The sequence below is a fragment of the Deefgea sp. CFH1-16 genome, from assembly GCF_016881365.1.
Taxonomy (GTDB): domain Bacteria; phylum Pseudomonadota; class Gammaproteobacteria; order Burkholderiales; family Chitinibacteraceae; genus Deefgea.
Genome location: NZ_WLYT01000001.1, coordinates 3,205,719 through 3,224,400, shown reverse-complemented (window position 1 = coordinate 3,224,400; position 18,682 = coordinate 3,205,719). Strand labels below are relative to the sequence as shown.

Sequence of the window (18,682 nt, the reverse complement as noted above, 5' to 3'; positions counted from 1 at the left end):
TATTAGCTAGAATGACCAAATCAGAACTCATTGCGAAACTTGCTGCTCGTTATCCGCAGTTGGTAGCAAAAGACGCAGAGTTAGCCGTAAAAACGATACTTGATGCGATGGCACGCAGCCTTTCGCAAGGCCAACGTATCGAAATTCGTGGATTTGGCAGCTTTGACCTGAACTACCGCCCGCCAAGGACTGGACGAAATCCAAAGTCGGGCACGAAAGTGTCCGTTCCGGAGAAGTTCGTTCCGCACTTCAAAGCGGGCAAAGAATTACGAGAACGTGTTGATATTGATGCGTAATTCTTAATTCATTGTGGCATAAAAAAGGCGACGCTTTCGAGTGTCGCCTTTTTGTTGGGTACTTAAACCAAAAAAATAATGTGTAATTAAGCTACAATATCAAAAACAGGAGGTTTTAATATAATGCGATATTTATTTTGGGCAGTTAAATTTATAGCCTTTGTTATGCTATTTGGCTTTGCAATGCACAATGCAAATTCAGTAACGTTGAATTTCTTCTTTAATTATACTTGGCATGCGCCATTAGCATTGATTTTATTGGTTTTTTTTGTTTCTGGCGCAGTAATTGGTCTTTTGGCAAGCCTAGGTCAGGTTATTCGCTTGCGTCGAGAACTCGTTGCTTTACGTAAAGAAAAGCGTCAACCGATTAATAGTATTGTTACCGCTCCTCCTACCGTCGCATTCGAACCGCCGCGTGATGCCCTTTAATTTTTAAAGCGTTTATACATGATTGAAATCCAATTTTGGTGGTTAGCCATCCTACCTATTTTCTTTGGTGCTGGTTGGCTAGCCGCTCGTGTTGACATTAAGCACGTTATTGCCGAAAGCCATTCTTTGCCAATAGCTTACTTCAAAGCGGTTAATCATTTATTAGCCGGTGAAATGAATAAAGCAATTGATATCTATATAGAAATCGCAAAGAATCATTCCGAAACAATTGAACTCCAAGTCACACTCGGACATTTGTTTCGTCGCAGAGGGGAGCTTGAACGTGCAATTCGCATGCATCAAAAAATCCTATCTCGTCGCGACTTAAGCGAGTCACAAAGACAGCAATCACAACTTGATTTGGCCATTGATTTTATTAAGTCGGGTTTATTTGATCGCGCTGAGAAAATTTGCACGATCTATCAAATACTGACTCTGCTCGGTTAGCGCGGGTAGAATTATTGGCGATTTATCAGCAAGAACATGAGTGGCAAAAAGCCATTGCAACTGCCGAACTACTCCGTGACGAAAGCAACAGCTTTCAGCATGAGATTGCCCAGTTTTACTGTGAACTAGCATCAGAAAGCCTGATTCGTAATCAAAACGAGAAAGCAATTAACGAACTCAATCTGGCATTAAAAGAACACCGCCATAGTGCTCGCGCTCGTCTGATGTTGGGTGAAATTGCGCTTTCAGAAGCGCGGCCAGATGACGCAATTGAACATTGGCTTAAAATGCCAGCCCAAGATATTCATTATTTAGCGCTCGCCGCAAGGCATCTTATTGCGGCCTACCACAGCAAAAACCAACTTGCCGATGGAATTGCGCTATTAATTCGTTATGTTCAGCAGTATCCCGAACTAGATGTCGTTGACCTGATTTATGAACAATTATTAGCGACAGCAGGCATTGATGCTGCTTATGATTTTGTTCGCGAACGTTTGCGTGAACATCCAAGCATGCCGGGCCTGAAAAAATTATTAGATGCCCATTTGTTGGTCGCACCTGCGGATCAAAAGTCCGAGCTAGAAGTCATTGGTAAACTACTGCACGACAATACCCGCAGTTACAGCATGTATTACTGTAGTGAATGCGGCTTTAAAACCCGTCAATTTTTCTGGCATTGCCCTGGCTGCAATCTGTGGGAAACGTACGCTCCAGTTCGCGGAAAAAGTCGTTCAGTGGTGTAATTTATTGCATTGGTAATTATTAGATATAAAGCTTGATAGGAAGAATTATGAATTTTGATCCACGTGTTATTGTCGCTCTCGATTTTTCAAGTGCTGCTGCAGCCTTAGCTTTTGCTGATCGCGTCAATCCAAGCTTATGCCGATTAAAAGTGGGTAAAGAATTGTTTACCGCATCAGGCCCTGCTTTAGTTGAACAATTGGTTGCTCGTGGGTTTGATGTATTTTTAGATTTGAAATTTCACGACATTCCACACACGGTTGCTCAGGCGTGCAAGGTTGCGGCCAGTTTAGGCGTATGGATGGTCAATGTGCATGCATCTGGCGGTCGTAAAATGCTAGAAACGACAAAAGACGCACTTGAAGCGTTACCGCATCGTCCGTTGTTAATCGCGGTAACTGTTTTAACCAGCATGGGTGCAGAAGAACTCGCAGAAATGGGCTTACCTGCGCCGGCAATACAAGTTGAACGTCTTGCCAAATTAGCGCAATCATGCGGTTTAGATGGCGTGGTTTGTTCTGCACAAGAAGCCAGCCAACTCAAGCAAGTATGTGGTGCGGACTTTAAACTGGTTACACCTGGCATTCGCCCAATGGGTAGTGATAGCAATGACCAAACTCGGATCATGACACCAAAATCAGCAATGCAAGCTGGTTCAGATTATTTAGTGATTGGCCGTCCAATCACCCAAAGCATTGATCCTATTTTGACTTTGCAGCAAATTAACGCAGAGTTGGCCTAAGTATGCACACATTGAACGATCGAATTAAAAATGCCAAGGTGCTCGTGGTGGGCGATGTGATGCTAGACCGTTACTGGTTTGGTGATGTCGAACGAATTTCACCTGAAGCACCCGTACCTGTTGCTCGGATCACCAAAACTGATGAGCGAGCGGGCGGGGCAGCGAATGTTGCACGTAATGTAGTCGCCTTGGGTGGGAAAGCAAAATTACTATCCGTGGTGGGGGATGATGAAGCGGGCACCAGCCTTGAGCGCTTACTTGTTGCGCAAGGGGTTGAAACTGTATTGCATCGTGACGCAGAAATCTCGACCACGGTTAAATTGCGCGTATTGGCCAGACAACAGCAATTACTCCGCATTGACTTTGAAAACAGCCCAAGCCATGAAATTTTGGCAGCCAAGCTTGATGATTTCAAAGCTTCGTTACTTGATTGTGATGTAGTTATTTTATCGGATTACGGCAAAGGCAGTTTAGTGCATGTGCAGCAAATGATTTTGGCCGCACGCGCGATGAATAAGCCGGTCTTAGTCGATCCTAAAGGGGATGAATATGAGGCATATCGTGGTGCAACCTTGCTTACCCCTAATCGTAGTGAATTCAAACAAGTCGCCGGAAAGTGGAATAGTGAAGCTGAACTAATCGAAAAAGCCGATCAATTGAGATTAAAATTCAATCTTGATGCCTTACTAGTGACACGTAGTGAAGAAGGGATGACTTTGTTTCGCGATGGGCAGGTGGTGCATAAACCAACCCAAGCGCGAGAAGTATTTGATGTTTCTGGCGCTGGCGACACAGTGATTGCCACAATGGGACTCATGCTGGCTGCGGGCTTGGACTTACCGGAAGCAATGGATTGGTCAAATCGCGCAGCAGGGATTGTTGTTGCTAAATTAGGAACAGCGGTCGCGACAAACGCAGAGCTATTTGCATAAATATTGATAGGTATTGCTTACTACGCTTTGACTTTGAAACGTTTGCAAGCAATACCCATTTAATCTATAGTCTCTACCCGATTTTTCCCTGATTTTTTTGCAACATACATCGCCTGATCGGCGCGCTCGATAACGGCATCTCGACTATCTTCTGCGTGAAACAGTGCCACGCCAGCACTAAAGGTAATCAATACCTTTTCATTATTATGCGTAAAAAAGCGTCGAGTTAGCTCACGCTGCACTCTTTGCATCACTTGCACGCCGGCCTCTAAATCCGTGTCAGGCATCAAAACAATAAATTCTTCACCACCATAACGAGCCACGCTATCGGTTGGGCGTACTAAATCTTTGACGACTTGTACCAAATGCACCAGCGCTTTATCACCAACAGCATGGCCTTGTAAATCATTGAGCTTTTTGAAATTGTCGATATCTAAAAGTGCGATAGCTAGAGAGGATGAATTGCGTACGGCTCTGGCCGCTTCAACGTCAAAAGCCTCTTCTAAGCCGCGACGATTTAAAGCGCCGGTCAGCTGATCAGACCTTACTTTGTCACTGAGCGAGCTGAGCTCTTGCTCTAACTCAATCACACGGCTATGGGCCTCATCGGCTTGCTTTCGTGCATTAAATAAATCATCTCTTGAGCGCTGAACATCCAATTGCATGCTTCGAGTATCCAGCAGCAAATCTTCCATGACATGCCGGATACTGGTTAAATCATTCGCAGAGTCGATTTTTTCAGCATATTGATTGATTTTGTCGTGATATTTGTCCGTACTTTCCGACATCACGCCGAGTCGATCAATAAAAGAGGTCAGCATGGTTTTAAGTACGGTTTGTGCTTCTACTAAACTGTGCTTCACCTGACTTTGTTTAAATAAAACTTCTTTCAGTCCCATCTCGGCATCATAAATCACTCGCATATCGAGTGGTTGAGCCATGATGTGCTGTACAACCGCAATTTGCCCTCGCACCCAATCATCATCAATGACGATTGAAGCAATATTATCGGTCAGTAGTCTAAGCAAACCCATCAAACCATCGCACAAACGCTGCTCGTTATCGTTCTCTAGCTCCAGCTTGAGCCAAAATTTTCTTAAACGAGGCAGCCACTTCTCCATAGAGGCCGAGTTATCCACACTTTTGGCTTCTTGAGCAATAGCATTGGTTTCAGTTTGTAAATCTGGGTTATGTAATAAACGGGCAGATAGCCCAAACTCTAAGGCCTGCGTAAATGCATCGCGCCACTCTTGCCAACGGATATCCACATTATCGGTGCTGCTGTTTGCCGTACTTTCCACATTGGCAGTGGGTTCGATCACCGAACCCAAGCCAGCAACCCCAGTTTCTGCCCAGGAATTCACTAAACCACTGAGTTTTTCATTTAGAACATTGCTGTCTTGCTTGAAATTGAGCAACACTTTTTCAAGCGCATCTTTTTTTCGACTCGGCGGATAGCTTGGATTGCGTAAATCCCACTGCAAAATCAATTCTCGAATCAAGTCAGACCAAGTTTTGGTCAGTTCGGTTTGGCCACTTTGGCTATTGACAATGCGAAATATTTGCTCTGGCAGCTCAGCCCATTTTTCGGTACTAATCGAAGTGCGAATTTGGCTGATCTGCCGACTTAACACCGGGGATTGAATCGGTAACGCCTCAAATGCAGCCACTAATTCTTTAAATCCTGGGTGTAGGCGGGCATCGTCTGGTGTTTGCGCTATTTCATGATAAATCGCTTCATAATGATCTGGCGAAGGCAAAATACGCCGAACTGCCAGTTGTTTAAGCGTTTCACGGGCGATTTCTGTGGGATTGGTGAGCTTGGTCATTTGTCGATTCTAGCCGCGAGAGGTGAAGGCATTATAGTTGAGCGATTGTGATGCTCCACAACTTAAATAACAAAACGCCACGAAAATCGCGGCGTTTTGCATTTTGAGTACCAAAACCAGCTTAAGACAGCAACCCTTTTGGCAAAGAGAAAATCACATTTTCCTCAATGCCATCCATTGCCACGACTGAATCAGCGCCAAAACTTTTAATTTTAGCAATGACTTGTTGCACTAAAACGTCTGGGGCAGAAGCGCCAGCGGTAATGCCGACTTTCATTTTTTGATCAAACCAAGCTGCATTGAGTTCAGTTTCATTATCAACCATATAGGCATCAATTCCCAAACTAGCGCCCACTTCACGCAGACGATTCGAATTTGAGCTATTGGGTGAGCCAACCACAATTAAAATATCAACATCACGCGCCAGTTGTTTTACTGCATCTTGGCGATTTTGCGTTGCGTAACAAATATCGTCTTTTTTAGGGCCGACGATATCAGCAAAACGCAATCGTAATGCCTCAATAACCACTTGGGCATCATCAACCGACAAGGTCGTTTGAGTAACGTAAGCCAATTTACTGGCGTCATTCACTTGCAAATGAACTACATCGCTAGGTTCTTCGACTAAATACATGCCCGATTGCGCTTGGCCCATCGTCCCTTCAACTTCTGGATGGCCTTTGTGGCCAATCATCACGATTTCAAAGCCTTGCTCACGCAAACGTTTAACTTCCAAATGCACTTTGGTCACTAAAGGGCAGGTTGCATCATATATATTTAAACCGCGCTCAGCTGCTTCAGCACGCACCGCTTGCGAAACGCCGTGCGCAGAAAAAAATCAGCGTATTGCCACTCGGTACATCGCATAAATCTTCAATAAAGATCGCGCCTTTGGCTTTGAGATCTTCAATCACAAATTTATTGTGTACCACCTCATGGCGCACATAAATCGGTGCGCCATATTTTTCTAGTGCTTTTTCAACAATGGCAATCGCGCGATCAACGCCAGCGCAAAATCCACGTGGCTGCGCCAAAATGATATTCATACTCATGTGGTTTTCTCGGGTTTTTTAAAACTATCAATCACCATGAGCACCGCACCGATGCAAATGGCTGAATCGGCAAGATTAAACGCCGGGTAATACCATTGATTTTTCCAATGAAACAGCAAAAAATCAATCACATGGCCAAACACCATACGGTCAATCGCATTACCTAAAGCGCCGCCCAAAATCAATGACAAGGCCAGAGCATATCGCGTTTCGGTATGATGTTTTTTGATTAAAAAAACCAAAATCACAGAAACAATCAGTGCTAAGCCAGTAAAGAAGTAGCGCTGCCATCCCCCTGCATCGGCCAAAAATGAAAAGGCGGCACCGGGGTTATACCTTAGCGTCAAGTCAAAAAAGCCAGGAATTACCGTTAGAATTTCAGCGTACTGAAACGCCGCCTCGGCAGCATGTTTGGTGATTTGATCTAAGGATAAAACCACCAACGCCAGCAACATAAACTGCACAAAACGCTTAGGCATGTTGACGAGTTTCTCCGGCACCATGCAAATTGCAATCGCAACGAGTACACAGTGTTGGGTGTGCCGCAATCGTGCCTACGCTTGGGTGGTAGTGCCAGCAGCGTTCACATTTTTCCGCTGTCGCCGCAGCCACTGCAATCGCCGGCGTGCCGGGCTGAATGTGAGCTTGCGAGGTAATCATGATGAATTTCAGTTCATCACCCAAAGATTCAAGGGCTTGAAACACTTCGCCTTGCGCATGAATCGTTACTTCCGCTTGTAAGCTTGAACCAAGAACGCCTTCAGCGCGCTGCAGTTCGATGTCTTTTTGCGCGCTAGCCCGCACTTCACGAATCAAAGCAAACGCCGCTTGTAGCGTATCGGCATCATGAATTTCTGGCAGAGTTAACCACTCACCGACAAAGACATTACCGTCGTTTTTCAGTACATCCCATGCTTCATGGGCGGTAAATGACAAAATCGGTGATAACAAACGCACTAAAGCTTGTGTGATATACCATAGGGCGGTTTGTGCTGAGCGGCGGCCATGTGAGCCGGCTGCCATCGTATACAGTCGATCTTTAATAATATCGAGGTAGAAAGCACCTAATTCATCGGCGCAATAGCGATGAATTTCTTGCACGCCCAGATGGAACTCATACTTGTCATAAAATGCCGTCAAGTTGTGCTGGAATTTGGCCAATTCAACCAAAGCATAACGATCTAACGTCAGCAATTCGTTCACTGGCAGTTTATCTTCGGGTGTAAAGTCAGATAAATTTGCCAGCAAGAAACGCAAAGTATTACGAACACGGCGATATGAGTCGGTGGTCCGTTTTAAGATTTCATCTGAAATCGACACTTCACCGGAATAATCGGTACTCGCAGTCCACAGGCGCAGCATATCGGCGCCCATTTGATTAATCACTTGCTGCGGTGCAACCACATTGCCTTTGGATTTTGACATTTTCATGCCTTTGCCATCGACCACAAAACCATGCGTCAGCAATTGTTTATACGGCGCGTGACCCACTGTGGCGCAAGCGGTTTTTAATGACGACTGGAACCAACCACGGTGCTGATCTGAGCCTTCTAAATACAAATCGGCAGCAGGGCGATTGGCGTCGCCATGGTTGAGCTCTTCACGTTGCTGAATTACGGCAAAGTGCGTTGAACCCGAGTCAAACCAAACATCGATGGTGTCTTTCAGTTTTTCATAGTGGGCCGCGTCATCCCCCAGCAATTCGCTTGCATCGAGCTTAAACCAAGCTTCAATGCCTTCTTTTTCAATGCGTTTAGCAACTTCTTCAAGCAACTCAGTCGAGCGTGGATGCAATTCGGCGGTTTCTTTATGAATAAAGAATGTCATCGGCACACCCCACGTGCGTTGACGTGAAACACACCAGTCTGGACTGTTTTTAATCATCGCCTCTAGGCGTGCTCGACCCCAAGCAGGGAAGAACTCAGTCGCATCAACCGCACGATTAGCTTTGTCGCGCAAGGTTTCATCGCCGACTTTTTTATCCATGCCAATAAACCATTGCGTCGTCGCACGGAAAATCAGCGGTGTTTTGTGGCGCCAGCAATGCGGGTAGCTATGCTCTAGTTTTTTATTGGCCAGTAGTGCACCGCGCTCTTCCAGCAAGGCAACGACCTTAGGATTGGCTTTCCAAACCGTTTCACCGGCAAAAAATTCCGCTGTTGAGATATAACGACCATCGTTGGCAACTGGATTATCAACCGCTAATTTATATTTAAGACCAACTTGGTAGTCTTCTAGACCATGCGCTGGCGCAGTGTGCACCAAACCCGTACCGGCATCAGCCGTCACATGCTCACCGCAGATGATTGGCACTTGGCGTGCTAAGAATGGGTGCTGCAATAACAGACCATTGAGCGCATCACCTTTGGCTTGCGCAATGACTTCATTGGCATCAATGTCATAACGCTTTAAGGCCGCTTCTGCCAACTCACGCACTAAGATGAGTAAGCCTTTTTCAGTGGCGATCAGATCGTAAGTAAATTCTGGATGTACCGAAACCGCCTGATTGGCAGGTAAAGTCCAAGGCGTTGTAGTCCAAATGACCGCGCTCGCGGTTTGTTCGCCCACATTAACGCCGCCAAAGGCGGCAGACAAGGCGGCCATGTCGACCACTTGGAAAGCAACATCAATCGCTGCCGATACTTTGTCTTCATATTCAACTTCGGCTTCAGCCAGCGCTGAGCCGCAGTCGACACACCAATGCACGGGTTTTTGACCTTTGACCAAATACCCATTGTGATGAATTTTGCCCATCGTACGCACGATGTCGGCTTCAGTTTTGAAATTCATCGTCAGGTATGGGTTCTGCCAATCGGCAAGTACGCCTAAACGAATAAAATCCACTTTTTGGCGTTCAATTTGAATGGCCGCGTATTCACGGCACAATTCGCGAATAAAATAACTTGGCAAATGGATTTCTTTTTCATCCAATTGATTGGCTTTACGATACGCCACAATTTGCGCATGAATTGCCGGATTGGCTTTAATGGCGTCTTTATCTGACTTTACCAACTTCTCAATTTGATGCTCAATCGGCATGCCGTGACAATCCCAACCAGGAACGTAAGGCGTATCAAAACCGCTGAGTGATTTGGATTTTAAAATAATATCTTTTAAAACTTTATTCATTGCATGGCCAATATGAATATCACCATTGGCGTAGGGAGGGCCATCATGCAAAATAAATTTCGGGCGATTTTGTTCTTTCGCCGCTAAACGCAGCTGCTGGTAGATCTGAGCGTCTTCCCATTGTTTTAAAAAGCCGGGTTCGCGTTTAGCTAAATCGCCACGCATTGGAAACGGCGTATCCAATAAATTAACTGGATATTTGTTAGCAGGTTTATTGCTCATAGTCGTCTCTTTGTACTCAATAGGTTAACGCGCGGCGAACCAAGCGCGGGCTTGATCGCAATCTTTTTGAATCTGAGCGATCAGCGTATCAAAATCAGGGTATTTTTCTTCATCGCGTAACTTGGCAAGGAAGTTAACACGTAAATGCTGGCGATAAATATCGCGATTAAAATCAAATAAATGCACTTCTAATTTGGGTTTGATATCGCCACCGTGAATCGTTGGCCGAAATCCAAGACTAGCCACCCCTTGATAGGTGCGATCTAAGCCTAAAACTTCAACGATAAAAATACCAAATAACGGTGGCTTATTGTGTTTGAGCTGGATATTGGCCGTTGGAAAACCAAATTCACGGCCTAAACGATCGCCGCCCACTACTCGACCCGCAATCGAATACGGTCGATCAAGCAATTTAGCAGCGTGCGCCATTTGTCCAGATTGTAGCGCCAAACGCACTGCGGTTGATGAAACGCGTTCACCATTTTGCTTGAGCGTAGGCAAGCTATATGTTTCAAAATCGCTCGATGCCGCGAGTAAATTAAAGTCGCCACTGCGCTTAGCGCCAAATTGAAAATCGTCCCCCACTAAAACCAATTGCGCATTCAATTGCTGAGCAACGATATGATCACGAAAGGTGAGGGCATCAATGCTGGCAAAGCTGCGATTAAAGTGCTGCACAATCAGGTAATCAATACCCGCTTCGCGCAGCAACTCGATCTTTTCGCGCAAACTGGTTAAACGAGCCGGAGCCGAATCAGGCGTAAAAAGCTCGCGTGGATGCGGCTCAAACGTCATGACTACACTCACCAGATGACGCGCTTTCGCTTCGGCTTTTAGCCGCGCCAGCATGGCACTATGTCCACAATGCAGGCCATCAAAATTGCCAATCGTGAGTGCAGAACGAGGAAGTGGGGTGTGCGGTGTGCCGCGTAATACATGCATTGAGCGTATCGTCGCCGCGCTGAGCGGCAAATCATAAAACCTAAGATTCTAACGCCTAGCGTGAAAATTGTCAGAATAACCTTCGGGCGCTTTTGACGTTCGGCGTGTCTGCAGCATTTACACGGCAAAAAAGCCAACGTCAACAACCCTTAACTTACTGCCCCATCATCACAATCGCACCTTGCTGCGCTGTACCACTAATGATTTTGTTTTTATCGATACGTACCCGTACCGGTTGCCCTTCGGCTGCCGCATTCATGGCAATACCCTCGTTAGTGATCTCAATACCGTCTTGCCGATAAATGATTTTTACTTTTTGATTTTGCAAAATGGCCATCGAGGCGCGCAATTGCTCTTGCCGCAAAGCTTGCCCTGCCGAAACCGGACTATTCAGCGTTCGCCCTAAAATGGGGGTCGGATCTAAAAAGACCGAACCAGGTAACATAGCAAGATCACCTTGCTGCATGGCAATGTCACCGACATCCAGAATTTGATTGGCCGCTAAAGGTCGAGCTGCAACCGCATAGTTGACGGCAATACTAATTTTGGTCGGTAAATTAAAGCTCCAATTGGCGCCATCAACACATTTAACCCGCAACATGGTATTGCCCACTAAGCGATAGCCTGCGGGTAGGCTAATCTCGCGGCGGGCACAGGCTGTTAATTTAAGGCGCGCATCCACTGGGCGCACCTCAAACGATGCAGTGCCTGGGCTATTGGCTAATTCAGCACTGAGCCATTGATTGACTTCTTGAGTAATGACTTTCAAATCTTGCGACGTCGGCGCAGCAAATAGCGGCGTTAGCAGGCTTGAAAATAGCGCAAAGCTTGAGATTAATATTTTTCGCATTGGCAAATTATAGTCGCATCGTATGCCTTAGCCTACAATCGTCGTTTTCTTGGATTGGGATGCGCCACATTATGCTAGAACTGCTGTTTGGAGTAACAACCCTTGTGGTTTTATTAGCGGGCATCTTGGTGGTGAGTCGCTTACATCAATTGGCAAGCACTCAGCGTGAGGTACTCGATACCTTAACGCAAGATTTAGAGAATAAGCATCGTGAGATGCTCAATGATTTGCACCAAGGCATGAGTAAGCAAACCGAATCCATGCAGCAGGGGTTAATTCAGCATGGCAGCATACTCAATGAAACGGTCAATCGTACTAGCGAGCGCTTACGTGACAGTATGAGTGAATCATTTGAGCGTTTGCGTCATGGCGTCAATCATGAAATGAAAGAAAGCCGCGAAACCATAGTGCGAATGCAAACGATGCAAAGCGAAGCGCTATCGACCTTGCGACTGACCTTAGTCGCCAGCCTTGGCGACTCTCGCGAACAAATGCTCAAGCAACTCAGTGATATTTCGGCAGCACTGCAAGGTAAGCAAGATGCTTTACGCGAAGATATGCTGCTCAAACTCTCCACCATGCTGGCAGAACAATCCAAACGCGAAATGGAACAGATACAGGCGGCTCTGCTGCAATCCTCCCAAACACTGACCGCCAGCGTAGGAGAACTCACCAAGGCGACCGATTTACGCTTGGCTGAAATTTCTGGCAAGGTCACCGAGCGCCTGGATGAAGGCTTTAAAAAAACCAATGAAACCTTTGCCAATGTGATGGCGCGCCTGGCCACGATTGATGAAGCGCAAAAGAAAATCGACGGTTTGACCTCCAATGTGGTCAGCTTGCAAGAGCTGCTAGGGGATAAACGTTCGCGCGGTGCTTTTGGTGAAGTGCAACTAGATCATTTGGTGAGTAATGTGCTGCCAGCACAAACCTATGAGCTGCAAGCCACGCTGCCGAGCGGCGTTCGAGTCGATTGCCTACTTAAACTGCCCGAGCCGACCGGAACCATTGCGGTGGATTCGAAATTTCCACTAGAAAACTATCATCGGATGTTTGGCAGCGACATGGATAAGTTAACTGCAACTCGATTTTTTAAAGCTGACGTTAAAAAACACGTGGATGACATTGCTAATAAATACATCATTCCAAATGTGACCGCAGACGGCGCGGTGATGTTTATACCGGCAGAAGCCGTGTTTGCTGAAATTCACGCTTATCACCCAGAATTAGTCGAGTACGCCATGAAACGCCGCGTATGGATTGTGTCGCCAACCACGCTCATGGCAGTGCTTAATACGGCGCGCGCGGTGATTAAAGACGTTGAAACACGCAAACAAGTGCACATTATTAAAGAGGCACTTGGCAAGCTAGGGCAAGAATTTGGGCGCTTTGATAAACGAATGAAAAACTTAGCCACGCATATTCGCCAAGCCCATGAAGACGCACTGGAAGTGAGCATTACCAGTGAAAAAATTTCCCGTCAGTTTGTCAATATTGAGCAAGTTCGCCTTGAAGGTGAGGCGGCGCCAGTGCTAGTATTGCCGTTGAAACCGAGTGAGCCAAGACGCGGCAGGCGCAATCATTGACTTAAAGCGGACAAAATTGCGCGGAAGGTGTTTCTTTCTGGATGAGAAATCGATTTATTGGGGAATATCCCGAGGCATGAGTAATTGCGGTCAGTAAGATTTAAATAAGCGACTTTCTGATTGATCGCCGTTTAGCTGACCGCAGTTAATCGGTAAAAGCATATTTGCTAGGTATATGCATGTGGCGCTTAATATACAGAGTATGGCTATATATACCCCACATATAAGCTGACATTGGTAGAGTCAATATTGCACTAAACTCACATGCTATCTATTTGATTCCACTCAGAGTGTTACTTAAATTTTTCATTCAGCTACAAACAATCATCAGCCGACCAATGCTTAGGTGTAAATGTAGTCGGTGAAATTCGGCTACTGATCAGTTCACAGCGTGCTGCTCTACAGGTAAAATGAGCTGGATTTGTTTTTGATCAAGTTTTACTCCCCCTTAAAATTCAAAAAAAGGTATCGCCGTGCTAGTAGCCTACCGTCAACATGTCGCTGAGCGTGCCGCGCAAGGCATCGCTCCATTGCCACTGTCTGTTCAGCAAACCGTCGATTTAATTGCTTTGCTGCAAAATCCACCTGCAGGTGAAGAAGCCTTTTTGCTTGATTTAATTACGCACCGCGTTCCAGCTGGCGTAGATGATGCGGCAAAAGTAAAAGCGGCATTTTTGGCTGCCGTGGCACAAGGCCGCGAAAGTTGTGCTTTGATTTCTCGCGCCAAGGCCACTGAATTACTCGGCACCATGCTGGGTGGTTTTAATATCAAGCCACAAATTGATTTGTTGGGTGATGCCGAAGTAGGTGAAATCGCCGCCGCGGGTTTAAAAAAACACCTTGTTGATGTTTGACTACTTCCATGATGTTAAAGAACTCGCCGACGCAGGCAATGCCAACGCTAAATCTGTATTGCAATCATGGGCGGATGCCGAATGGTTCACTAGCCGTCCAGAAGTACCTGCCAAAGTGACACTGACGGTATTTAAAGTTACCGGCGAAACCAATACCGATGATTTGTCGCCAGCACCAGATGCTTGGTCGCGCCCTGATATTCCATTGCACGCACTGGCCATGTTGAAAAACCCGCGCGAAGGCATCAACCCAGATGTGCCAGGCGCAGTTGGTCCAATGAAACAAATCGTTGCTTTGCAACAAAAAGGCCACCCAATTGCCTACGTGGGCGACGTTGTCGGCACGGGCTCAAGCCGCAAATCAGCGACAAACTCGGTATTGTGGTGGACAGGTGAAGACATTCCATTCGTACCAAACAAACGTTTTGGCGGCTATTGCATCGGCGGTAAAATTGCACCGATTTTTTTCAATACCATGGAAGATGCCGGTGCATTGCCGATCGAATTCGACGTCACGAATTTGAATATGGGCGACGTGATCACGATTTACCCATTTGAAGGTAAAGTCGAAAAAGACGATCAAGTGATCACTACCTTCGCGCTAAAAACCGATGTATTACTCGATGAAGTTCGCGCCGGCGGCCGGATTAACTTGATTATTGGTCGTGGCTTAACGTCAAAAGCGCGTGAAGCATTGGGCTTGCCAGCGTCAACGATTTTCCGTCTACCGCAAGATCCAGCTGCATCCAACAAAGGCTTTACGCAAGCGCAAAAAATGGTCGGCCGCGCCTGTGGTTTACCAGAAGGCAAGGGCGTTCGTCCAGGCACGTACTGCGAACCAAAAATGACTTCGGTTGGCTCGCAAGATACCACCGGACCCATGACACGTGACGAGCTAAAAGACTTGGCATGTCTGGGTTTCTCGGCAGATTTAGTGATGCAATCGTTCTGTCATACCGCGGCTTATCCAAAGCCTGTTGACGTTAAAACGCACCACACCTTGCCAGAGTTTATTCGCAATCGTGGCGGCGTTTCATTGCGCCCAGGCGATGGCGTGATTCACTCATGGCTAAACCGGATGTTGTTGCCAGATACCGTCGGCACCGGCGGCGACTCACATACCCGTTTCCCAATCGGTATTTCATTCCCAGCAGGCTCAGGCTTGGTGGCGTTTGCGGCAGCAACTGGCGTTATGCCATTGGATATGCCGGAATCAGTACTGGTTCGCTTTAAAGGTGAATTGCAACCGGGTATTACCTTGCGTGATTTGGTGAATGCAATTCCTTTGTACGCCATCAAAGCGGGTTTGTTGACCGTAGCGAAAGCGGGCAAGAAAAATATTTTCTCGGGTCGTATTCTTGAAATTGAAGGTTTGCCAAATCTTAAGGTTGAGCAAGCATTTGAATTGACGGACGCCTCAGCAGAGCGCTCAGCCGCAGGTTGTTCGGTTCGCCTAAACGAAGAGCCAATTGCTGAATACCTCAAATCGAACATCGTGTTACTTAAATCGATGATCGCTAACGGTTATGGCGACGCTAAAACCTTGGCGCGCCGTGTAGCCAGCATGGAAAGCTGGTTGGCTAACCCAAGCCTGATCGAGCCCGATGCGGATGCTGAATATGCTGCGGTCATCGAGATTGATCTGGCCGACGTGAAAGAGCCAATCTTGGCCTGCCCGAATGACCCTGATGATGTGAAAATCTTGTCTGAAGTGGCCGGCACTAAGATTGATGAAGTGTTTATCGGCTCTTGCATGACCAATATCGGTCACTTCCGTGCGGCGGGTAAATTACTGGAAGGCAAGCGCGATTTGCCAACCAAGTTGTGGATTGCACCACCAACCAAAATGGATGCCGAGCAACTGACCGAAGAAGGCTACTACGGCACATTTGGCGCGGCAGGCGCGCGCACCGAAATGCCAGGCTGCTCATTGTGCATGGGCAATCAGGCGCAGGTACGTGAGGGTGCAACGGTAGTTTCAACTTCAACACGTAACTTCCCAAATCGCTTAGGCAAAAACACCAATGTGTTTTTATCTTCTGCCGAATTGGCAGCGATTGCATCACGCTTGGGTCGCATTCCAACCGTGGCTGAATATATGGCGGACGTTGCTATTTTGGCGCCAAAATCCGCTGAAGTTTATAAATACCTCAACTTCAATCAAATCGAGTCGTATCAAGCTGAAGCGGATCAAGTTAACGTTTAATTGACGCTTACGCCAAAAGACCCGCATTGCGGGTCTTTTTTTTGCTAAGCGCTTCATTGCACACTGATTTTTTCTTGCCTGAGACCTGAATATCGGGCAAAATTAGCGCCTTTTTTCGCATCAAACTCATGGGTTTGATTTTTCTCATTTGATGGCTTGCCCACCCATCGGGCGTCGGTAATATTGGCGAACAAAGTGGCAAGACCTTCTAGCCCAGGGGGTATTGGACATGTCCAATCTGGCTACAGTAACTGCGCCACAAGAATCAAGTTCAGCACTTGATTTAACGACACCACTACCAGTGGCGGCCTATTTTGACGACGCACTCTATCAGCAAGAAATCAAACAACTTTTCAATCAAGGTCCACGCTATATCGGCCATGAACTCATGGTCCCTGCGGCAGGTGATTACCACGTTCTTGAGTCGAGTCAAGGCGCGCGCTATCTAAAACGCACCGATGAGGGCGTCAAGCTGTTTTCCAATATTTGCCGTCATCGCCAAGCCACCATGCTGGAAGGTCGCGGCAATGCAGCACATACAGTTTGCCCTTTGCATCGCTGGACTTATGATCAGCACGGTAAATTATTAGGTGCACCCCACTTTAGCGAAAAACCATGCTTGCATTTGCCTGAAACTGAGCTGCAATCTTGGAATGGCATGCTGTTTGAATCTGGACGGGATATTGAACGCGACCTAAAAAACTTGGGTGTGCGTGAAGACTTAGATTTTTCACAGTATGTTTTTCATAGCGTGACTATTGATGAATACCAAGGCAATTGGAAAACTTTCATCGAAGTCTATCTCGAAGACTATCACGTTGTGCCGTTTCACCCCGGCTTGGGGCGTTTTGTTGATTGCAATCAACTCCAGTGGGAGTTTGGCGACTGGTATATCAGTGCAAACCGTTGGCGTCCATCATGACTTGGCTCGGCCCGGCTCTAAGGTGTACCAAGATTGGCATCACCAAGTTAAACGGTATTCTGAAGACAAAACACCAAAATATGGTGCAATTTGGCTGACTTATTACCCCAATATTACGGTTGAATGGTATCCGCATACACTAGTGATTTCGACCATCATCCCCACGGGGCCACGCAGCTATAAAAATGTAGTCGAATTTTATTATCCAGAAGACATCGCGTATTTTGAGCCTGAATTTATTGCAGCAGAGCAGGCCGCTTACGCAGAGACCGCAGTCGAAGACGTAGAAATCATTAATCGAATGGAAGCTGGGCGACAGGCACTATATGCCGAGGGTCGAAATGAAGTCGGACCGTACCAAAGCCCGATGGAAGATGGCATGCGGCATTTTCATCAGTTTTTAAGGCGAGAACTCGCTGGATACATTCCTACTCACGACATTGAATAACACCAAGGCTGCTTCGGCGGCCTTTGTTTTTATTCAACAGTTTTTTGATTTAAGCTACTGTATACTTTGCTAGCCTTTTAAAATCATAGCTCACATTGATATACCTAAGGATTTAATGAAGCAAATAATTGCATACTGCCGTGAATCTGGGTCTTTTTGGATGATACTGGCCAGCCTCTCGTTTGCCGTTATGGGGGTCTTCGTTAAGCTTGGCTCAACGGATTTTAGTACGGCAGAATTGGTCTTTTATCGCTGCGCAGCAGGGTTGATTTTTATTGCGGCAATGATTTTGCCGCAGGGTAAAACGCTCAAAGTCAGCTACCCCATTTTTAAAATGCACCTTTCACGCAGCATGGCTGGGTTTATCGCATTGATGCTGTATTTTTATGCGATTAGTCAGCTCACTCTACCCATGGCGGTGACACTCAATTACACTTCTCCGCTATTTTTTGTATTAATTACCATCGTTCGACAAAAGAAATGGCCTCAATGGCAATTATTGGGCAGTATTGCATTGGGCTTTTTAGGCGTCGTCACCTTATTGCAACCCACGTTTGCAGCCGAGCAATGGTTAGGCGGTGTAATGGGCTTATTATCCGGCCTATTGGCGAGCGTGGCCTATATGAATGTCAGCGAATTAGGCAAGTATGGCGAGCCAGAATGGCGAACTGTATTTTACTTTTCGTTGATTTCGACATTGGGCGCGGCGCTTTTTATGCTACTGCAAGCCGAGCCCTTACTTCGGCCGAGCTTGTATGATGCATGGATTGTGCTTGGCATGGGCAGCTGTGCCACGGTAGCGCAGTTGGCTATGACGCGAGCCTACCGCAAAGGTCGTTCTCTGGTTATTGTCAGCTTGTCGTATTTAACAGTATTGTTTTCTACCTTACTCAGCTGGATAGTCTGGGCGGATGCGCCAACTTCGCTGGCTATCGTCGCCATGCTGATGATTGTACTAGCGGGAATCGGTGCCAGATCAAGCCGAGCGCCGTAATCAAGTCGATGTTTTTTCGTACCATGAACAGCAATTAAAATTCCCAGCCAAAGGGCATCAA

Annotated in this window: 15 protein-coding genes and 2 pseudogenes; 11 read left to right on the top strand and 6 right to left on the bottom strand. The window is 46.6% G+C overall.

Going from position 1 to position 18,682, the window contains the following annotated elements; genetic code table 11:
* Positions 1 to 11: 11 nt before the first annotated feature.
* The 6 genes from GKO28_RS17555 to rfaE1 all read left to right on the top strand — a co-directional run bounded on the left by GKO28_RS17555 (position 12) and on the right by rfaE1 (position 3,587).
* Positions 12 to 296, top strand: a complete 285-nt coding sequence (locus GKO28_RS17555; RefSeq protein WP_173534136.1) for an integration host factor subunit beta — start codon at positions 12 to 14, stop codon at positions 294 to 296.
* A 123-nt stretch (positions 297 to 419) separates the two neighbouring features.
* On the top strand, positions 420 to 725 hold the full coding sequence (locus tag GKO28_RS17550; RefSeq protein ID WP_182077246.1) for a lipopolysaccharide assembly LapA domain-containing protein: 306 nt from the start codon (positions 420 to 422) through the stop codon (positions 723 to 725).
* An 18-nt stretch (positions 726 to 743) separates the two neighbouring features.
* On the top strand, positions 744 to 1,172 hold the full coding sequence (locus tag GKO28_RS17545; protein ID WP_182077245.1) for a hypothetical protein: 429 nt from the start codon (positions 744 to 746) through the stop codon (positions 1,170 to 1,172).
* Complete coding sequence (locus GKO28_RS17540) at positions 1,136 to 1,915, top strand: hypothetical protein (RefSeq protein ID WP_182077244.1); 780 nt, start codon at positions 1,136 to 1,138, stop codon at positions 1,913 to 1,915. The genes GKO28_RS17545 and GKO28_RS17540 overlap by 37 nt, the downstream gene beginning before the upstream one ends.
* A gap of 47 nt (positions 1,916 to 1,962) precedes the next feature.
* A complete protein-coding gene (pyrF, locus tag GKO28_RS17535; protein WP_173534139.1) occupies positions 1,963 to 2,655 on the top strand; it encodes an orotidine-5'-phosphate decarboxylase in 693 nt (230 codons plus the stop codon).
* 2 nt (positions 2,656 to 2,657) lie between these two features.
* A complete protein-coding gene (rfaE1, locus tag GKO28_RS17530; RefSeq protein WP_182077243.1) occupies positions 2,658 to 3,587 on the top strand; it encodes a D-glycero-beta-D-manno-heptose-7-phosphate kinase in 930 nt (309 codons plus the stop codon).
* A gap of 59 nt (positions 3,588 to 3,646) precedes the next feature.
* Here the strand turns inward: rfaE1 and GKO28_RS17525 are convergent, their stop codons facing one another.
* The 6 genes and pseudogenes from GKO28_RS17525 to flgA form a co-directional block, all read right to left on the bottom strand.
* Positions 3,647 to 5,416 carry a GGDEF domain-containing protein gene (locus tag GKO28_RS17525; RefSeq protein WP_182077242.1) on the bottom strand — a complete coding sequence of 590 codons (1,770 nt, stop codon included), beginning with the start codon at positions 5,414 to 5,416 and terminating at the stop codon, positions 3,647 to 3,649.
* A gap of 121 nt (positions 5,417 to 5,537) precedes the next feature.
* A pseudogene (gene ispH, locus GKO28_RS17520) lies at positions 5,538 to 6,468 on the bottom strand (4-hydroxy-3-methylbut-2-enyl diphosphate reductase).
* Positions 6,465 to 6,947, bottom strand: coding sequence for a signal peptidase II (gene lspA, locus GKO28_RS17515; RefSeq protein ID WP_182077241.1), 483 nt, complete (start codon positions 6,945 to 6,947; stop codon positions 6,465 to 6,467). The pseudogene ispH and the gene lspA overlap by 4 nt, the downstream one beginning before the upstream one ends.
* Positions 6,940 to 9,819 (bottom strand): isoleucine--tRNA ligase, encoded by a 2,880-nt coding sequence (gene ileS / locus GKO28_RS17510; protein ID WP_182077240.1) that lies wholly within the window; start codon positions 9,817 to 9,819, stop codon positions 6,940 to 6,942. The genes lspA and ileS overlap by 8 nt, the downstream gene beginning before the upstream one ends.
* Positions 9,820 to 9,843: 24 nt before the next feature.
* Entirely contained in the window at positions 9,844 to 10,791 is a 948-nt protein-coding gene (locus tag GKO28_RS17505; RefSeq protein WP_247646624.1) for a bifunctional riboflavin kinase/FAD synthetase, read from the bottom strand.
* Positions 10,792 to 10,915: 124 nt separating this feature from the next.
* Complete coding sequence (gene flgA, locus GKO28_RS17500) at positions 10,916 to 11,611, bottom strand: flagellar basal body P-ring formation chaperone FlgA (RefSeq protein ID WP_182077239.1); 696 nt, start codon at positions 11,609 to 11,611, stop codon at positions 10,916 to 10,918.
* Between the two features lie 59 nt (positions 11,612 to 11,670).
* Between flgA and rmuC the strand changes: the two genes are divergently transcribed.
* The 5 genes and pseudogenes from rmuC to GKO28_RS17480 all read left to right on the top strand — a co-directional run bounded on the left by rmuC (position 11,671) and on the right by GKO28_RS17480 (position 18,621).
* Positions 11,671 to 13,197: a DNA recombination protein RmuC gene (gene rmuC / locus GKO28_RS17495; protein WP_247646623.1), complete on the top strand. Its 1,527-nt coding sequence runs from the start codon at positions 11,671 to 11,673 to the stop codon at positions 13,195 to 13,197.
* 473 nt (positions 13,198 to 13,670) lie between these two features.
* Positions 13,671 to 16,257 (top strand): annotated as a pseudogene (gene acnB, locus GKO28_RS17490) (bifunctional aconitate hydratase 2/2-methylisocitrate dehydratase).
* Between the two features lie 229 nt (positions 16,258 to 16,486).
* The gene (locus tag GKO28_RS22485; RefSeq protein WP_307839059.1) at positions 16,487 to 17,179 is read left to right on the top strand and encodes an aromatic ring-hydroxylating dioxygenase subunit alpha; all 693 of its coding nucleotides are present in this window, start codon (positions 16,487 to 16,489) and stop codon (positions 17,177 to 17,179) included.
* Complete coding sequence (locus tag GKO28_RS22480) at positions 17,154 to 17,627, top strand: SRPBCC family protein (RefSeq protein ID WP_307839058.1); 474 nt, start codon at positions 17,154 to 17,156, stop codon at positions 17,625 to 17,627. The genes GKO28_RS22485 and GKO28_RS22480 overlap by 26 nt, the downstream gene beginning before the upstream one ends.
* Before the next feature lie 115 nt (positions 17,628 to 17,742).
* Positions 17,743 to 18,621 (top strand): DMT family transporter, encoded by an 879-nt coding sequence (locus tag GKO28_RS17480; protein ID WP_247646622.1) that lies wholly within the window; start codon positions 17,743 to 17,745, stop codon positions 18,619 to 18,621.
* Positions 18,622 to 18,682 lie beyond the last annotated feature (61 nt).